Genomic DNA, 16,529 nt, shown 5'->3' with positions numbered 1-16,529 from the left:
CTATTTGATAACTTTAATTCGAGTAGTCGCTGGAATAATTAAAGGTGAATTCTTAGCTACATAGCTTTCAAGGGCATCAATATCCTGACCACCACCTACACGGTTTTGACCTTCTTTTAATACCGTAAAGTTGTCACCACCATCTGCCAAGAAGCTATTTACCGTCACGCGGTATATTTTACTGTCAACCAATGGTGAACCAGAGACCATGATGTTACTTGCTCGTGGTGAAACAGATGCATTTGCCGCATATTGATAAGTTAATTCTTTAGACGGCTGTAAAATTCTAGGTGAGTTTGCATTTGCACCAGACCATTGCTGTTCAATTACATCTCTAATTTGTTTGCCAGTTAAGCTCAAAGTCACAATAGAGTTACCAAAAGGTTGCACCGCAAAAACATCACCAAAGGTAATCTGATTACTACTGTTAATGAGTAGATCGGCACGGACACCACCTGGGTTCATTAAGGTAAAGTCAGAGCCTTGATTACTTGCTTTTAACGCAGCTGCTTGCTGAGCATCTGCAATCATAATACCGAGCGGACTTTCACCACTTTCGACTTGAGTACGATTTACTACTGCTGTTGCAGTTCCGACCACACGGCTTGAAATGGTGGTCACAGCTTGGCGATATTTATCTAAAATGGCTTCAATGCTTGGGGTTTTACTAAATTTTTGATAGAGATCGGTAAGGCTTACAGTGGTTGTACCAGACGTATAGGCCTCACTTTGTATAGGAACTTGTTTAGCGTCCTTCTTAATCACATCACCAGTTTTACCATCTAGCTCAACCTTGATGTCGGTAATGAGCGTGCCATATTGTCCAGCTGAGGTAAGTAAGAACGGTTTTGCCGGATTTTTGGTTGCATAGTCACAAATATAAGATTGGTGTGTGTGGCCTGAAACAACAATATCAACTGCTGGATTAAGCTTATCCAAAATTCCTAAAATCGGGCCGCTTAAGCCATCACATGTTTTTTCATTAAACTTCGTACTTGGCGCTGCGCCTTCATGTACCACCACTACAATTGCTTCAATTCCTTGTTTTTGTAACTCAGGAATCAATGCATTTACCGTATCGGCTTCATCACGAAACTCAACGTCTTTAATGCCGGCAGCAGAAACAATACTTGGCGTTGCTTTAAGGGTTAAACCAATAAATGCAACTGGAATTCCACCATAAGTTTTGACTTTATATGCAGGAAAGATCGTTTTGCTCGCATCATTCTTCATTGCTACGTTAGCAGCAAGGAAATCAAATTTTGCACCACTAAAGTTTTTATTAATTTGGCAAGGCGCCGTACTTGTGTATTGCTGACATCCACCGTTCTTTAAACGGCGTAATTCATCTGTACCACGGTCAAATTCATGGTTACCCACAGCATTAAAGTCAATTTGAATATCATTCATGACTTCAATGGTCGGTTCATCTAAAAATAAAGAAGAAGTGAGCGGAGAGGCGCTAATTAAATCACCCGCCGAAACCACAGCATTATTTGGATTTTCTGCTTTAAGTTTTTTAATCGCATCGGCAAAGTAACTCACTCCACCCACAGGAATACGAACAGATTGAGCAGCATCATTTGGATTTGGTGCTTCGACGTAACGCTTAGGTGGCTCAAGATTTCCGTGAAAGTCATTAAAAGCTAAAATATTTACGGTTTGATTGCTTCTTTGAGCAGGTGGTGCGGTGTCATTATCATCGTCATTACATCCAGCCAATAACGTTACTGCCAGAGAAAGTGTTGTTACTTTAAAAAGTGTTGTTAAATTTTTCATTTTTTTATCATTTGATCAATTAAGACGGATAAAAAATACGCTTTTAGTATGAATGTTTGATGAAAACTTCAATGAGCAAATATGTTCGAAATATTAAAATTTGGACAAAAAACACAATTATCGAACAATATCTTGGCTAGGGGTGGTCTACAAACCCAAATTTTTTATTTAGAATAAATTTTTAATGACCTTATAAGATTTAATCAAGTGATTCATTTCACGAGATTAATATGAACCGGAGATAATTTATGCAATGGACTAAACCAGCTTTTACTGATTTACGCATTGGTTTTGAAGTTACTATGTACTTCGAAGCACGTTAATTCAGTTTCATCCAAATATGTCATAAGCCCTAGTCTTGTTCTAGGGCTTATCTCTTTCTAATAAGATATTAATTTTATGTATATTTATGTTTTAGGTTCAGCTGCCGGAGGCGGATTCCCGCAGTGGAATTGTAATTGCCCGAATTGTCATGGTGTACGCACAGGTTCAATCCAAGCCAAAGCTCGTACTCAATCATCAATTGCTGTTTCTGAAAATGGAACAGACTGGGTTTTATTAAACGCATCACCTGATATCCGCCAGCAACTTTTCGAATTTAAAGCAGCACAACCCGCGCGTAAATTGCGTGATACCGGAATAACAAGCGTTATTTTAATGGACAGTCAGTTAGACCATACGACTGGGCTTTTAACCTTACGTGAAGGTTGTCCAATGAATGTATGGTGTACAGAAATGGTCCACCAAGATTTAACGAGCGGCTTTCCAGTATTTAATATGCTTAAACACTGGAATGGTGGTCTTCAATACAATGAAATTAATCCTAAACAAGCCTTTAAAATTGATGGTTTCGAAAATTTAGAATTTTTGCCTTTAATTATTAAAAGTGCTGCACCACCATATTCACCACATCGACATGACCCACATGACGGCGACAATATTGCTTTAATTATCAAAGATCATAAGACACAAAAGCAGTTATTCTATGCACCGGGTCTTGGAAAAATTGACGATCAAATCATGCAGATTATGCAGAGTTCAGACTGCGTCATGATTGATGGTACGCTTTGGACAGACGATGAAATGCAACAAACAGGGGTTGGAACTAAAACTGGCCGTGAAATGGGGCATTTATATATTAGTGGTGAAGGTGGTTCACTGTCTTATTTAAATCAGCTGAGTACACCTAAAAAAGTGCTGATTCATATTAACAATACCAATCCAATTTTAAATGAAAACTCTAGCCAGTTTGCTGAGCTTAAAGCAAATGGTGTAGAGGTTGCCTATGACGGCATGCAGATTGAACTCTAAGGTGAAACATGACTCAAACACCTGAAGCTTTAACGACTGAACAATTCAAACAAGCCATTATCGATAAAGGCCAGTATTATCATATCTATCATCCATTTCACGTGATGATGTATGAAGGTAAAGCCACCCAGCAACAAATTCAGGCTTGGGTTGCAAACCGATATTACTATCAAATTAATATTCCGCTTAAAGATGCGGCCATTATGGCAAATTGCCCCGACCAGCGAGTCCGTCAAGAATGGATTCAACGCATGATCGATCAAGATGGTGAATATCCAGATGGCGGTGGCCGAGAAGCATGGTTGCGCTTAGCCGAAGCTGTAGGCTTAAGTCGTGAACAAGTTATTTCTGAAGAACTAGTATTACCAGGTGTTCGCTTTGCAGTAGATGCCTATGTGAACTTTGCACGCCGTGCTTCGTGGCGTGAAGCAGCAAGCAGTTCTTTAACTGAACTTTTTGCTCCACAAATTCATCAATCACGACTTGATTCATGGCCGCAGCATTACCCATGGATTGATGATAAAGGCTATGAGTATTTCCGTTCTCGTTTAAGTCAGGCACGCCGTGATGTTGAACATGGTTTAACGATTACGCTTGATTCATTTACGACTCATGAACAACAAGAACGAATGCTTGAAATATTACAGTTTAAACTGGATATTTTATGGAGCATTTTAGATGCTTTAACACTTGCACATGTTCACAATGAAGCACCATATCACACTGTGACAAGCAAACGAGCTTGGCACAAAGGACTATTTAAATGAATAAAGAGCAGTTTGATTTAAACCTTGTGCCAACATGGCGACAAGGTTACCGTTTTCAGTTCGAGCCAGCTCAAAATAGTTTTGTGATTTTGTATCCTGAAGGCATGATCAAGTTAAATGAAAGTGCAGGTGCAATCGGGCAATATATTGATGGGCAGCAAAATGTTTCAGCAATTATTGCCCAGTTAAAGCAAAAATTTGGTGATATTGCTGAGATTGATCAAGATGTAGTGGATTACATGCTCGTCGCAAAGCAACAACACTGGATTGATTTAATATGACAGAAGGTGTTGGCCTACCTTTATGGTTATTAGCGGAACTGACTTATCGATGTCCGCTACAATGCCCATATTGCTCAAACCCATTGGACTATGCTCAGCATAAAAATGAGCTGACCACCCAAGAGTGGTTTGATGTTTTTGATCAGGCCCGTCAGATGGGTGCTGTTCAACTCGGTTTCTCTGGCGGTGAACCATTGGTACGTCAGGATTTAGAACAACTCGTTGCACATGCTCATCAACAAGGGTTTTATACCAACTTGATTACCTCCGGCATGGGGCTTACTGAACAACGTATTGCTGATTTAAAACAAGCGGGTTTAGACCACATTCAAGTGAGCTTCCAAGCGAGTGACCCTGTAGTAAATGATGCTTTGGCAGGTTCAAAGCATGCTTTTGAACAAAAGTATGAAATGTGCCGGCTGGTTAAGAAATATGATTACCCAATGGTGCTTAACTTTGTTATTCATCGACATAACATTGACCAGATTGAACAAATTATTGAACTTTGCCTTGAACTGAATGCCGATACAGTCGAGCTAGCAATTTGTCAGTTTTACGGTTGGGCTTTTTTAAATCGCCAAGGTTTATTACCCACACAAGAGCAACTGATACGTGCAGAACGAATTACCAATGAATATCGAGAAAAATTAAAAGCGCAAAATCATCCTTGCAAACTCATTTTTGTAGTGCCTGATTATTATGAAGAGCGACCGAAAGCCTGTATGAATGGCTGGGGTAAAATCTTCTTTACAGTTGCTCCAGATGGTATGGCACTGCCTTGCCATGCAGCACGACAATTGCCAATTTCATTTCCAAATGTCCGCGAACATAAATTGTCAGATATTTGGTACAAATCAACTGGTTTTAATCATTTCCGTGGTGATGCATGGATGCCAGAAGGGTGTCGTAGTTGCCCAGATAAAGATCGTGACTTTGGTGGATGTCGGTGTCAGGCCTATATGTTGACTGGAGACGCGGCTAACGCCGATCCTGTATGTGGGAAATCGTCGTATCATCAAATGATTGAACAAGCACGTACAGAAAGTCAGTTGGCTGCACCACTGCAAAATTTAGTATTCCGTAATAGTAGAAACTCTAAATCTTTAAGCGCCACACAAAATATTCCAGTCCACACGCTTACAGACATATAGCAAGTAATAGGAATGCTCATGAAGCCTAGCCATATTCAAGTCTTTGATGGGCATAATGATGCTTTAACACGCTTATGGCTAAGTGACCATCCAGATCCTGTACATGGTTTTATTCATGAACGCTTAGCTGGTCATCTTGATCTAAAACGCTGTCAAGAAGCTGGTTTTATGGGAGGAATGTTTGCGATTTTTTTACCTCCATACAGCTATGTGCAACAGCATCATCCTAATAAGCTATTTGATCAAAATGCTTCTGATTTTACCCAACAGCAAATTGAACAAATTTGCTTGGAACAACTCGATTTAGCACATCAACTCGCTCAGCATTCTAAAAATATTAAAATTTGCACATCGGTTCAAAATATTCAGGATTGCCGAGCAGAGCAAAAGTTAGCAATTGTGTTGCATATGGAAGGTGCTGAAGCTTTACAACACAACTCAGATTTACTCGATGTATTTTATGAAAGAGGCCTGCGTAGTATTGGCCCACTCTGGAATAGACCGAGTCGTTTTGGACATGGTTTAAATGCCAAGTTTCCTCATTCACCCGACACCGGAGCAGGTCTTACCAGTGATGGCAAAAACTTTATAAAACGCTGTGCCGATAAAAAGATGGTAATTGATGTTTCACACATGAATGAACAAGCTTTTTGGAATACAGTAGATATATTGCAGCAGCCTATTGTAGCAACGCACTCAAATGCGCACGCTTTATGTGCTCAAGCACGCAACTTAACTGACTCGCAGCTCAAAGCAATACGGGAAAGTAAAGGTATGGTGGGAGTAAATTTCGATGTCGCGTTTATACGATCTGATGGACAACGCAATGCAGATACGCCCATCGATGTAATTTTAGAACATTTAGAATATTTAATGGATCATTTGGGCGAGGAACATGTCGGTTTTGGTTCCGACTTTGACGGCGCCCTCATTGGCACTGAGCTTGAAGATGTAACGGGCCTACATCGCTTAATTGAGCGTATGCAACAGCGTGGTTACTCTCATACCTTGATTGAAAATATATGTATGAATAATTGGGTGAGGGTGCTTAATAGAATTTTTGGTCAATAATGAATGACTAAACAGAGTTAATCTACAGAATCATAACTGTTTTTTTATTGGCCGAAATGACTAAAAAAAACACAAATAGTTTAATTGTCAACCATTCGGTATATTCACTACACTCAACCTTACTGAATGTAATAACATTTGGTATTTCAGGTCTTTTGTGGTTTTCACATTACCCATTTCTTCATGAGAAGTAGAAATGGGTTTTTTCTTATCTCAAACAAATAAATGTGATATCCGTCACAAGAATCACTAATTATTGGTATAACCACTCAACTCCATCTTGACTAAAACTTCAGCATTAAATACATTTGTAGTGTATTAAAGATAATAAGATTGCTTAAAAGCAATTCATAATACTGCTTAATCCTGAAATACAGTAAAAAGCCTATTCAAAATATGGAATAGGCTTTTTGCTTTGTATCAAAATTTATTTTTTAACTATTACACTATTCAATTAACATAAAAATTAAATACCTTACAAAAGCGGAGCAAATGAAAGCCGTTAAATAACAAATTATGTGCTATTAATTTAAGCTGATTTCTAAAAAGTTAACTCCGTCAATCGAAGAGGTGCAAAATGTTAAAGTCAATTTTAGTGATAGGAACAGGTATTGCGATTGGAATGTGTGTGTACAAGAAGAAGCAAAAGAACAGTAAGAGTTTTAACACAGATAGCGATAGTGACTCAGTGACTAGTAAAGACAGAGCCCAAAATCAAGATGATGGCTCACTTGATAACGCTGTACAAGTTTAAAATTAAATAAAAAAGGGTTCAGATAATGAACCCTTTAATTTTTATTAAAACTCATTATTATTTTGAATAGATTAACTTAAAGATAATATTTAAATTAAATAATTACTCAACTATTCATTTAATTATTACAAAAGTATGATTAAAACAAAAAAAACACTTTCATTATTAAAATTTACATATTGTATCAGTGGAATCTTTATTATTAGCGATGCGGATAATAAAAAAGGAGACTAGAATGTCAAAGCGCCATATTTTAAAAGAAGTAAATGCCAAAAGTATGTGTGGTATGGAAATTGTAGTTGAACAAATTTATGAAAATATTTATGAAAAAAACTTTGTCCAAGCTGAACAAGAGCAAAGCTGGTTACCACTTTCTAAAATTGTGATTTCGGATAAAGTCATTAATTTAGATCCAGATAACAGTTTTGCTCACCCAAGAACAGGTAAGGTCTTCAAAGTTTTGAACTCTTAATAAGTTTGAGTTCATTAGCTCACTTACAGGTTATAAATGATTGAGGTGATTCCTACAGAGGTATTGCCTCAATGTCTTTTACCCAGAGCTGGTTTTCTTCCATTAACGCTTTAATTAAGAGAATTGCATTTCATGACTCGTGATTAACTAAAAAATAGGTTAATTTATGTATAAAGTTTTTAAGTAAACACTGATTTTTTATGATAATTGAGATAGAAACACATCCACTAGAACCCTTTTTACCTGAAAATGCGCGTTTACTCATGTTAGGTAGCTTTCCACCACCGCGTAATAAATGGAAGATGGATTTTTACTATCCAAATTTTCAAAATGACATGTGGCGAATTTTTGGTTTAATTTTTTTCCAAGATAAAACTTACTTTTTAAGTGAGAACCAAAAAAATTTTAATGAAGAACGTATCCGAAATTTCTTAATTGAAACAGGTATTGCAATCTTTGACACGGCTTACCAAATTAAACGGCTAAAGGGGAATGCCGCAGATAAATTTCTGGAAATCGTAACGCCAACAGATCTCACTGTTTTGCTTCAGCAGATTCCTCTATGTCAGACCATCATGACCACTGGTGATAAAGCAACTGACACCTTAATTTCAGTTTTACCCGAGAACACTGAAAAACCACTTATAGGGACATCTACATCGACTTACTTTGCAGGAAGGGATATTCATTTATATCGCTTACCATCTTCTTCTAGAGCTTATCCATTGGCGCTAGAGAAAAAAGCTGAGGCTTATCAAAAATTCTTTAAAGAGATTGGGATTTTATAATCAGAGTTGAAGTCTCTTACATCATCCATTCAACTGGCAAATATGAAACGGCTTTAATCATTGTACGTTGGAAAAGACTCGTATCTGGGTCTTTTTCATATTCAACAACTTGTCCATTTGACTGATAATCTAACCAAATAATTTTACCTTCACTGTTTAACTTAAGCTGGTAAGCGACTTGAGGTAAATGCTGATCGAGCATGACCGAAATTTGTGCTTGTAATTGACTCGATTCAATAACAAGACCAACCTCAGTATTTAAGTAAGTTGAACGTGGATCAAAGTTAAAAGAACCAATAAACACTTTACCGTCTACATCAAAAAATTTGGCATGTAAGCTCGATTTATTTTTACCTTTTGCTGGAATCACACTCCCAGTTACCACTTCATACCATGTTCTACGTCTGCGTTCTAAAAATGGCTTAAACTCAAATAGTTCTACACCACTTTTCAGCATTTCAACCCGATATTGACTATAAAAAGCATGCACAATAGCCACATCATTTGCAGCAAAAGAGTTCGTTAAAACCCTAACTTTAACGCCTTGCACTTTTAACTGTTTTAAATAATAAGCGCCTTGTTGGGTAGGAACAAAATAAGCTGAAGCCAATTCGATGTGCTGCTTTGGTTCACCCATAATGGCCATAACTTGCCCATACAGCATCTCTTCTTTAGAGGCTATTCCTAATATCTTTTTCGGTGAGTCTGCAACAAAATATGCTTTTGACCATTGAATTGGATAATGCTCTAGAAGTTCTTTTAAATAAGTTTGAGCATCGTAAAGTTTATCTTCGGTTTGAGTATGATTTTCACTTTCATGAAGCAAATCATGATAATGCTGTCGTAAAGATTGCAAGTGGTGGACAGCGCAAGTCCCGACCAGATTGGTCGCATCTTGGCTTAACTCACTTTGCCAGAAATCATTAAAAACTTCTTGAGCATGCTGGACTGTATGCCCATAAAATAGGATATCTAGATCTGTAAACTGAAACTTACTGCTTGCATCAAAATATTCACTACTGATGTTACGACCGCCAGTTACAGCAATCACGCCATCTGCAATAATTAATTTATTATGCATACGATGGTTTACTTTCTTGAACCGGAAAATATAGTCCAAAATTCTTACATATCTAAATTTGTATGGATTAAATAAACGAATTTCAAAGTTAGGATGGTGTAGAAGGCTTCTTAGAACACCATCAAGTTTTACTCCATTTTGATCGTCAATGAGCAACCGAACTTTTACCCCACGATCTGCCGCCGTTAATAACTCGTGCAGCATTAAGTTTCCAACAAAATCATTTGTCCAAATATAATATTGTAAATCGATTTTTTCTTTTGCATTTCTAATCAAATACATACGAGAAGCGATACTGATAAAAGCATCATCTAATGCTACAAAAGCAGTTAATCCTTGTTTAGTTTTTTCTGTAGCTTGTTCATCATTTAACCAATTAAAGCTATTTGTCACTGTATCATTCTCATCAGGGTCGTATGTATCGTTATACGAAGGTGTATTTGTAAAGCCCCAGGCATTTAATGCCATACTACTGTACTGCTGATAGAGTTGATTAATCATGTAAGCTTTTAAGTCGCATCCAAGATAAGCACATCACAGCATTTTTATATTCAATTTATATGTCAAAATTCATATTAAACGGTATAAATGCATTCTGCCAAGCCTCAACTTTAGCAATTTCTTATATTCATAGGCACTTCTAAGAGAGCATATTCATTTAAGCATATAAAGTTAAATTTAACCTTTTTAAGGCTAGTGCTATATTCAATATTATTTTCTAAGGATGCTCGAGATGAGCCATGTAGGTTCTTGCTTATGCAGTGAAGTTAAATTTTCTGTCATTAGCGAAATAAATACCATCTACCATTGCCACTGTAGTCTATGCCGTAAACAAACCGGAACAGGAGCCAATGCAGCAACTTTAGTGAGTCAGGATAAATTTGAATGGTTATCAGGTTTAGAATTTGTTCGTACTTATAAAAAAGAAACAGGTTTCACATCTTCATTTTGTAGTAAATGTGGATCGCCTGTACCTAATTTGGTAGGAACTACTCATTTTATGTGGATACCATTAGGTCTATTAGACAAAGACATTCAGGTTCTAAAGAAGCTTAATTTTTGTATAGTTTCAAAGACAAACTGGGCAAATACCATAATTGCAGATCAATCTTATAATCAGCTTCCAACTTTAGATGAGCTAAAAATATTTTTTGATTAGAATAAATTTTTATCTAAAAACGAGACTCAGTTTGCATTAATTTTAATTTTTTCGGATGGTTATGCTTACAGGTTTCACAAAAAAACACTAATTACAATTGGCAGCACAATAATTACATTAGAAAACATGATATCTATCATACTTCCTTAAAGGACTGAGTGAGTAACCTGACAATAAAAGGGAGAAAATAAAATGCCACAATATTTAATCATTGCTGAGAATGTGTATAAAAAGATTGAGGACAAAAATTTATTTTCAGAAAGCTCAGCAGAGAACTTAAATCAGTTGGTTGGCGTAATCCGCAAAGAAATTAAAGGAACCAAGTTTAAACTTAAATATAATTTTATAGATTTTGAAGAGTGCTTAACCAAGCCATTAGAAGAGTGTGCAATTAAGTTGGATATGAGCCTCATGCCCAACCATAAAAATAAAGATGAATATATACTTTGGCTCGCGGGCTTTATTGAAAGAATTACAACAGGAGGAGAGGCCAAGCTTCCACCGATCTCAAAATTTATTCCCCCTGACTTTAAGTTTAACTATGACGAACCTACTAAAGTGTCATCATCGACAAGTGATGATGGGGAGATGATTATTAATTATTTCAAATCAGATGCCTTTACTAAAATTATAAAAGAAGAAAAATAAGTTCAAAAAATATAGAAGTGATCGTCCACTACACTTCTATATGTCGCTGTAAATTCAGCAACCGCCTTCTGGGGCGGTTTTTTAATGGTGATTTAATGGTGATTTAATGGTGATTTTTAAAGTATTTAATATTTTAGAAATATAAAAATTCTTAAATATAACTTTTAGCTGTCATTAAAATACCTAGCAATTTAATCAGAATATAAATCAAACCAAATCACATTCTAAAAAAATGGTTGATTGTTGGAAAACAACTTGTCAATTAAAATCTAAGAAATAGCAACAATTTAATAAAAATTATAATTTTATTTTTATAACTTCAGCTTTATACTTCTATTTAATAAATAACTAATAAGGAGATAAAAATGCCAAAATACTTATTATTAGCCGAAAAAATTAATAAAAACATTAAAAACAAACATTCAAATAATTACTTTAAAGACTTAAATAGTCTAATTATAGAAATTGAAAAAGCCATTTCTGGCACAGAATTGAAATTTTTATATAACTTTGTGAACTTCAATGGTGCCGTTGTTAGCGTGCAAAGTGAATTACCCATTAAAGTAGATATGAGTTTGATTCCCAAACACAAAAATGAAGATGACTTTATTTTGTGGTTAGCAGATTTCATTGATCGAATCACCATAGATACTAGCAAACAAGTCGTCAAATAAGAAAGTTGCTCCTAGTAAGACACGATCACTTAATAACGTATTTAAGGTTCTTGTCTAGGGGCTGAATTCATATCATGTCGAACTCTGCTTATATTTTCATAAATGACCTTACGCATTCTGTTTACTGCACCTAATGGCTTATGTTCAAGTAAAGCATGCCACGGCGTAAAAGAAAGGTTTTCACAGAACTGGTTTTGTTCAGGTCTATCAAAGTTTTGCTTTGGAATGTGAATAGTTGCTACTTGATAAAAGGGAGCTGCTTTTTCATCCCATTCTGTCATCGCATCTTCTACTAGCATTTTACTTGAAGTTCTCGGCTGAATAAGGAACTCCATACAGGCGTCATTATTTTGCAAAGTATTTTTTAAAGCTTCTCTTAAAAAATCATGACTCGGGTTTTTAGGTAGATTATTTGATGTTACCGAACAAGCACGTACTGAATATTTAACTGCTTGCCGATCTTTGCCCAGTCCTAATTGATACGGAACCATAGACCAGTAACGTGCATAGAGTGGGTTTGCAATTTGTGAGTTACGTGCTCCCAGTGCATTCATGGTTCCCTTAAAACCTAAGGCAAAAGGAATATGAAGTTTTCTGATCATATTGTGGCTATTCACATCATTCATAAAAGAAAGATATCTTTTTGCATCATTGGCAAAAAAGACAGGGTGATTAATCATAATAAAATCTTGAGTAGTTGCTTGTTTTTCACTTTCTAAAATTTTATCTCCAGATACACCTAAAAATTTTATGGCGATTCCTCGTGCATCTTTGTCAATGTCGGCACTAGTGGCATCATTTGAGGCATTTGAAAAACGAATCCATGCTTGATAAGTTTGGTCAGGGACAAAAACGCCTTTAGCAAATTGAGCAGGTATATTTTTTGAGACATGAAACTCGGCTCGCACACACCCATGTGCTTTAGGATGTGCATCACGTAAAGCATTTCCCGCCGTATAGTTTTCACGAATTGACTTTTCAATGACTTGAGCTATGTTCTGCGCTAACGCTTCCTCATTAGGCTGTAAATTTTCCCCTAAAACTGTATCAGCTTCTGGATAGGCGATACTTTCTGAAGATGTCTTTATTGGTATGGTTCTTTGGGAATGTAAAGTTTCACTACAACCTGTGATTGCAAACACAAGAGGAGTAAATACAAACAACACCCTAAAATGTATAGGCTGTATAAAATTTGACATTTATTATCTCCTGAGTGCACAAATATTTTAGGATAATATTAAGTTTACTTGTTTAACTTTATTTTGAGCTTTATAAAAAATATTAACTGTAAATAATTTAAACCTCATTGTTACTTATCTGAACAATAAAATAAAAATTATTATTTAATATAAAACCTCTTAATACATTAAGAGAATGACGACATGATAACTAACTCACAAAATGTACAAAATAATTCTAATACATCACCACATCCAATCACTCAAAATACACTTATTGATCGGTTTAGTCCTATCTATTGGAGAATAGACGGCCCACAAACGATGTCTTTTGCTATTACGAATTATGGAAATGGTTTTGAAGCATCTTTTAGAGCACGGATGGCAAATGATCTGGTAGGAATTAGTTGGGATTCTAATGATACTAAAGACCATAAATTTTTAGCGTATCAAACCAAATATAGCTATGCAGGAGTGGTTTGGGACTTCGATATTGAGTTATCTGCCACGATGCCAGTGCTTAACAATCCAACTTTAACGCCCACTTTAACGGTGTACTATAATGAAAATGGTGTAGATAAAGTTGCATATGTTGTCTTATTTAGATACGCAAATAATCCTTCATCTCGTACAGCACATATTCATATTAACTGGGATACAGTAAAAGCTGGCTTTTCTGCTACAGATAGCTTTCCGGTGACTAACATTCAACGGATTTCATTTTCCGGTTTCACGAGCCATTATAATAGCCAATCAGCCCTACCTTTAAGCCAGCCCGAAGATGGCTACATTCGTCTGACCAATTCAGTTGTAACTGGCGCAAATGCAAAGTTAAATTTGAGCCGTGTGGTTGTACCTCAGCATAGCTATGGCATCTGTACAAGCTATGATGACCACTATGATTTAAACCCCCAGCGCTTAGTCAATAATATGGTCGCTTTGGGATATCAAGGTTTGGTTAATCACTATTGTGGCATGTCGCATTATCCTGAAATGACATGGAAAAGTGATATTAATAAATGGCAAATACCAGATACGTTAGTAACAGGTGAATCGGTCGTTAACTCATGTACGCGTAAATGGCATGAGAAATATGCTCAGGCTTTACATAGCGCCAGTCTGCAACCCATCTTTGGGGTAAGTTTTGAAATGTATTCCTTAGGAGCCAACGAGTTTTGGGCACAGCGTGACTGGAACAGTAATTTGGGTAAAACAGGCTACCAACCACCGAGTTATTTTTTTAGTTTAAGTCATCAAAATGCTTTGGCATATCTACATAAAGTCTTTATTGAGTTTGCAGATGCAATGGTTGTTGGAGGATGTGATGTAAACATGCAGATTGGTGAACCTTGGTGGTGGTATAACACCGATACGAATCTACCTTGTGTATATGACTATCCAACAAAACTAGCCTTTAATGCAGATACAGGTCTATATGCACCAGATTTGGGTACAATTTATGAAGCAATGAATAAAACAGGAACGCCGTATGATGAGTTTAAAACATGGCTCCGAAATAAATTAGGTCAAACCTGCCAAGATATTCGCACTGTTATCAAAGCAAAATACTCCACTGCCAAAGTTAGCCCACTTATTTTCTTTCCTTCTATTCAATCTCCAATTCAGACTTTAGCCACTTATATTAACTATCCAAGCCAACATTACTCATATCCTAATTTTGATTACATGATGACAGAAGCTTATGACTGGCTATTGGAAGCTCGTTTAGACTTGGCACATCAGGCAGTTTCCCAAATACCAATACAAGGGCTAGGCTATCCTGCAAATAAAGTCGTTTACCTATCAGGTTTCGTCCCTGATGCATCTATTGCTTACATTTATGGATTTGATAAGACCAAACCTTATCGAACACCCATTTGGCAACGAATTTTTGGTGACATGAAAAACAATGTTTCTTTGGGTTTAATGAAGCAATTTATTTGGGCCTATCCACAAGTTATGTTTGATTCAATTACGATCGATACGACTCAAGCTCCAAATGGCTTCTTTGTTGAAAATACGCTTTATTCGCCAATTAGCGATAACACACCATATCCACCAGATATTTACCTATAAGTAAATATAAACCCTTTATAAGATAAGTGATTTGATAAGAAACCTCTTCAAGTAAGAGGTTTTCTTCTTTTTGAAACTGAAGCTTGCTTAGACGTACCTGACTGGCTATGCTGTGATGGATTGTCATGAAAGCCAATTTTAATTTAAGCAAAATTAAGCCCTTGTATTACTGTTACATAATCTATTTTGCTCGACTATAAATACCGAATGATTTAAAGGAAACCCAAAGATGAAATCTCGTGCAGCTGTCGCCTTTGCTCCAGGAAAACCTTTAGAAATTGTTGAAGTTGATGTTGCACCACCTCAAGCAGGTGAAGTTTTAATAAAAATTACCCATACAGGGGTATGTCATACCGATGCTTTTACATTATCTGGTGATGATCCAGAAGGTGTTTTCCCTGCAATTTTAGGTCATGAAGGAGCAGGTGTGGTAGTTGAAGTGGGTGAGGGCGTAACAAGCGTTCGGCCAGGGGATCATGTGATTCCACTTTATACAGCTGAATGTAAAGAATGCTTATTCTGTAAATCTGGGAAAACCAACTTGTGTGTTGCAGTACGCGCTACTCAAGGTAAAGGTGTAATGCCGGATGGAACCACACGTTTTTCTTATAATGGTGAACCAATTTACCATTACATGGGTTGTTCAACTTTTAGTGAATATACGGTAGTTGCAGAAGTATCTTTAGCAAAAATCAATCCTGAAGCGAATCATGAACAAGTATGTTTACTTGGATGTGGTGTGACTACGGGTATTGGCGCCGTGCATAACACGGCTAAAGTACAAGAAGGTGATTCTGTTGCTGTATTTGGCTTAGGTGGTATTGGTTTGGCTGTTGTACAAGGTGCACGTCAAGCAAAGGCTGGACAAATTATTGTGGTAGACACAAACCCAGATAAATTTGAACTTGCTAAGCAATTTGGTGCTACAGATTTCTTAAACCCTAAAGATTACGATAAACCAATTCAACAAGTCATTGTAGAAATGACAGGCTGGGGCGTAGATCACTCATTTGAATGTATTGGTAACGTCAATGTTATGCGCTCGGCTCTAGAATGTGCACATCGTGGTTGGGGACAATCCGTTATTATTGGTGTTGCTGGTGCAGGTCAAGAAATTTCGACTCGTCCATTCCAGCTAGTTACAGGCCGTAAATGGTTAGGTACCGCTTTTGGTGGGGTAAAAGGCCGCTCACAACTTCCAAAAATGGTCGAAGATGCTATGAAAGGTGAGATTCAACTTGAACCATTTGTAACGCATACCATGCCACTACAAGACATTAACACTGCTTTTGATTTAATGCATGAAGGTAAATCAATTCGTACCGTCATTCATTTCTAA

The 16,529-nt window shown here is 36.7% G+C and carries 17 protein-coding genes; 14 read left to right on the top strand and 3 right to left on the bottom strand.

Annotated features, from left to right (window positions below; genetic code table 11):
- Complete coding sequence (locus F935_RS06245) at positions 1–1,779, bottom strand: bifunctional metallophosphatase/5'-nucleotidase (RefSeq protein WP_016138137.1); 1,779 nt, start codon at positions 1,777–1,779, stop codon at positions 1–3.
- A gap of 248 nt (positions 1,780–2,027) precedes the next feature.
- On the opposite strand from F935_RS06245, the gene pqqA reads away from it, so the two are divergent.
- The 9 genes from pqqA (at position 2,028) to F935_RS06210 (ending at position 8,374) form a co-directional block, all read left to right on the top strand.
- On the top strand, positions 2,028–2,102 hold the full coding sequence (gene pqqA / locus F935_RS18285) for a pyrroloquinoline quinone precursor peptide PqqA (RefSeq protein WP_001982218.1): 75 nt from the start codon (positions 2,028–2,030) through the stop codon (positions 2,100–2,102).
- A 76-nt stretch (positions 2,103–2,178) separates the two neighbouring features.
- Positions 2,179–3,090, top strand: a complete 912-nt coding sequence (gene pqqB / locus F935_RS06240) for a pyrroloquinoline quinone biosynthesis protein PqqB (protein ID WP_016138136.1) — start codon at positions 2,179–2,181, stop codon at positions 3,088–3,090.
- 8 nt (positions 3,091–3,098) lie between these two features.
- On the top strand, positions 3,099–3,857 hold the full coding sequence (pqqC, locus tag F935_RS06235; protein WP_016138135.1) for a pyrroloquinoline-quinone synthase PqqC: 759 nt from the start codon (positions 3,099–3,101) through the stop codon (positions 3,855–3,857).
- Entirely contained in the window at positions 3,854–4,138 is a 285-nt protein-coding gene (gene pqqD, locus F935_RS06230; protein ID WP_016138134.1) for a pyrroloquinoline quinone biosynthesis peptide chaperone PqqD, read from the top strand. Before pqqC ends, pqqD begins: the two co-directional genes overlap by 4 nt.
- Positions 4,135–5,289, top strand: coding sequence for a pyrroloquinoline quinone biosynthesis protein PqqE (gene pqqE / locus F935_RS06225; protein WP_016138133.1), 1,155 nt, complete (start codon positions 4,135–4,137; stop codon positions 5,287–5,289). The genes pqqD and pqqE overlap by 4 nt, the downstream gene beginning before the upstream one ends.
- 18 nt (positions 5,290–5,307) lie before the next feature.
- The gene (locus F935_RS06220) at positions 5,308–6,360 is read left to right on the top strand and encodes a dipeptidase (protein WP_016138132.1); all 1,053 of its coding nucleotides are present in this window, start codon (positions 5,308–5,310) and stop codon (positions 6,358–6,360) included.
- Positions 6,361–6,937: 577 nt separating this feature from the next.
- Complete coding sequence (locus tag F935_RS18280) at positions 6,938–7,114, top strand: hypothetical protein (protein WP_016138131.1); 177 nt, start codon at positions 6,938–6,940, stop codon at positions 7,112–7,114.
- 235 nt (positions 7,115–7,349) lie between these two features.
- Positions 7,350–7,586 carry a hypothetical protein gene (locus F935_RS06215; protein WP_004792401.1) on the top strand — a complete coding sequence of 79 codons (237 nt, stop codon included), beginning with the start codon at positions 7,350–7,352 and terminating at the stop codon, positions 7,584–7,586.
- Positions 7,587–7,786: 200 nt separating this feature from the next.
- On the top strand, positions 7,787–8,374 hold the full coding sequence (locus F935_RS06210) for a uracil-DNA glycosylase family protein (RefSeq protein ID WP_016138130.1): 588 nt from the start codon (positions 7,787–7,789) through the stop codon (positions 8,372–8,374).
- A gap of 16 nt (positions 8,375–8,390) precedes the next feature.
- Here F935_RS06210 and F935_RS06205 read toward each other — a convergent pair whose 3' ends face one another.
- Entirely contained in the window at positions 8,391–9,956 is a 1,566-nt protein-coding gene (locus F935_RS06205; protein ID WP_016138129.1) for a phospholipase D family protein, read from the bottom strand.
- Positions 9,957–10,179: 223 nt separating this feature from the next.
- On the opposite strand from F935_RS06205, the gene F935_RS06200 reads away from it, so the two are divergent.
- From F935_RS06200 to F935_RS06190, 3 genes are all read left to right on the top strand, one after another.
- Positions 10,180–10,614: a GFA family protein gene (locus F935_RS06200; RefSeq protein ID WP_080645547.1), complete on the top strand. Its 435-nt coding sequence runs from the start codon at positions 10,180–10,182 to the stop codon at positions 10,612–10,614.
- Positions 10,615–10,806: 192 nt separating this feature from the next.
- Complete coding sequence (locus tag F935_RS06195) at positions 10,807–11,262, top strand: hypothetical protein (RefSeq protein ID WP_016138127.1); 456 nt, start codon at positions 10,807–10,809, stop codon at positions 11,260–11,262.
- A 365-nt stretch (positions 11,263–11,627) separates the two neighbouring features.
- Positions 11,628–11,936, top strand: coding sequence for a hypothetical protein (locus tag F935_RS06190; RefSeq protein ID WP_016138126.1), 309 nt, complete (start codon positions 11,628–11,630; stop codon positions 11,934–11,936).
- Positions 11,937–11,977: 41 nt separating this feature from the next.
- Here F935_RS06190 and F935_RS06185 read toward each other — a convergent pair whose 3' ends face one another.
- On the bottom strand, positions 11,978–13,135 hold the full coding sequence (locus tag F935_RS06185) for a catalase family protein (RefSeq protein ID WP_016138125.1): 1,158 nt from the start codon (positions 13,133–13,135) through the stop codon (positions 11,978–11,980).
- A 183-nt stretch (positions 13,136–13,318) separates the two neighbouring features.
- On the opposite strand from F935_RS06185, the gene F935_RS06180 reads away from it, so the two are divergent.
- The gene (locus F935_RS06180) at positions 13,319–15,190 is read left to right on the top strand and encodes a non-contractile tail sheath protein (protein WP_016138124.1); all 1,872 of its coding nucleotides are present in this window, start codon (positions 13,319–13,321) and stop codon (positions 15,188–15,190) included.
- 229 nt (positions 15,191–15,419) lie between these two features.
- Positions 15,420–16,529 carry an S-(hydroxymethyl)glutathione dehydrogenase/class III alcohol dehydrogenase gene (locus F935_RS06175; RefSeq protein WP_016138123.1) on the top strand — a complete coding sequence of 370 codons (1,110 nt, stop codon included), beginning with the start codon at positions 15,420–15,422 and terminating at the stop codon, positions 16,527–16,529.

The organism is Acinetobacter calcoaceticus ANC 3811 (genome assembly GCF_000399665.1).
In the GTDB taxonomy this organism is placed as follows: Bacteria; Pseudomonadota; Gammaproteobacteria; order Pseudomonadales; family Moraxellaceae; genus Acinetobacter; species Acinetobacter calcoaceticus_B.
Note: the sequence above shows the minus strand (reverse complement) of the source record. Positions and strands in the feature narration are given on the sequence as shown.

What these genes read in the sequence shown, in the direction of transcription:
- F935_RS18280 (WP_016138131.1), top strand. Translation starts at nt 6,938, where the DNA reads ATGTTAAAGTCAATTTTAGTGATAGGAACAGGTATTGCGATTGGAATG.
- F935_RS06200 (WP_080645547.1), top strand. Translation starts at nt 10,180, where the DNA reads ATGCTCGAGATGAGCCATGTAGGTTCTTGCTTATGCAGTGAAGTTAAA.
- F935_RS06215 (WP_004792401.1), top strand. Translation starts at nt 7,350, where the DNA reads ATGTCAAAGCGCCATATTTTAAAAGAAGTAAATGCCAAAAGTATGTGT.
- F935_RS06210 (WP_016138130.1), top strand. Translation starts at nt 7,787, where the DNA reads ATGATAATTGAGATAGAAACACATCCACTAGAACCCTTTTTACCTGAA.
- pqqD (WP_016138134.1), top strand. Translation starts at nt 3,854, where the DNA reads ATGAATAAAGAGCAGTTTGATTTAAACCTTGTGCCAACATGGCGACAA.
- F935_RS06190 (WP_016138126.1), top strand. Translation starts at nt 11,628, where the DNA reads ATGCCAAAATACTTATTATTAGCCGAAAAAATTAATAAAAACATTAAA.
- pqqC (WP_016138135.1), top strand. Translation starts at nt 3,099, where the DNA reads ATGACTCAAACACCTGAAGCTTTAACGACTGAACAATTCAAACAAGCC.
- F935_RS06205 (WP_016138129.1), bottom strand. Translation starts at nt 9,956, where the DNA reads ATGATTAATCAACTCTATCAGCAGTACAGTAGTATGGCATTAAATGCC.
- F935_RS06185 (WP_016138125.1), bottom strand. Translation starts at nt 13,135, where the DNA reads ATGTCAAATTTTATACAGCCTATACATTTTAGGGTGTTGTTTGTATTT.
- F935_RS06245 (WP_016138137.1), bottom strand. Translation starts at nt 1,779, where the DNA reads ATGAAAAATTTAACAACACTTTTTAAAGTAACAACACTTTCTCTGGCA.
- pqqE (WP_016138133.1), top strand. Translation starts at nt 4,135, where the DNA reads ATGACAGAAGGTGTTGGCCTACCTTTATGGTTATTAGCGGAACTGACT.
- F935_RS06195 (WP_016138127.1), top strand. Translation starts at nt 10,807, where the DNA reads ATGCCACAATATTTAATCATTGCTGAGAATGTGTATAAAAAGATTGAG.
- F935_RS06175 (WP_016138123.1), top strand. Translation starts at nt 15,420, where the DNA reads ATGAAATCTCGTGCAGCTGTCGCCTTTGCTCCAGGAAAACCTTTAGAA.
- F935_RS06180 (WP_016138124.1), top strand. Translation starts at nt 13,319, where the DNA reads ATGATAACTAACTCACAAAATGTACAAAATAATTCTAATACATCACCA.
- pqqB (WP_016138136.1), top strand. Translation starts at nt 2,179, where the DNA reads ATGTATATTTATGTTTTAGGTTCAGCTGCCGGAGGCGGATTCCCGCAG.
- F935_RS06220 (WP_016138132.1), top strand. Translation starts at nt 5,308, where the DNA reads ATGAAGCCTAGCCATATTCAAGTCTTTGATGGGCATAATGATGCTTTA.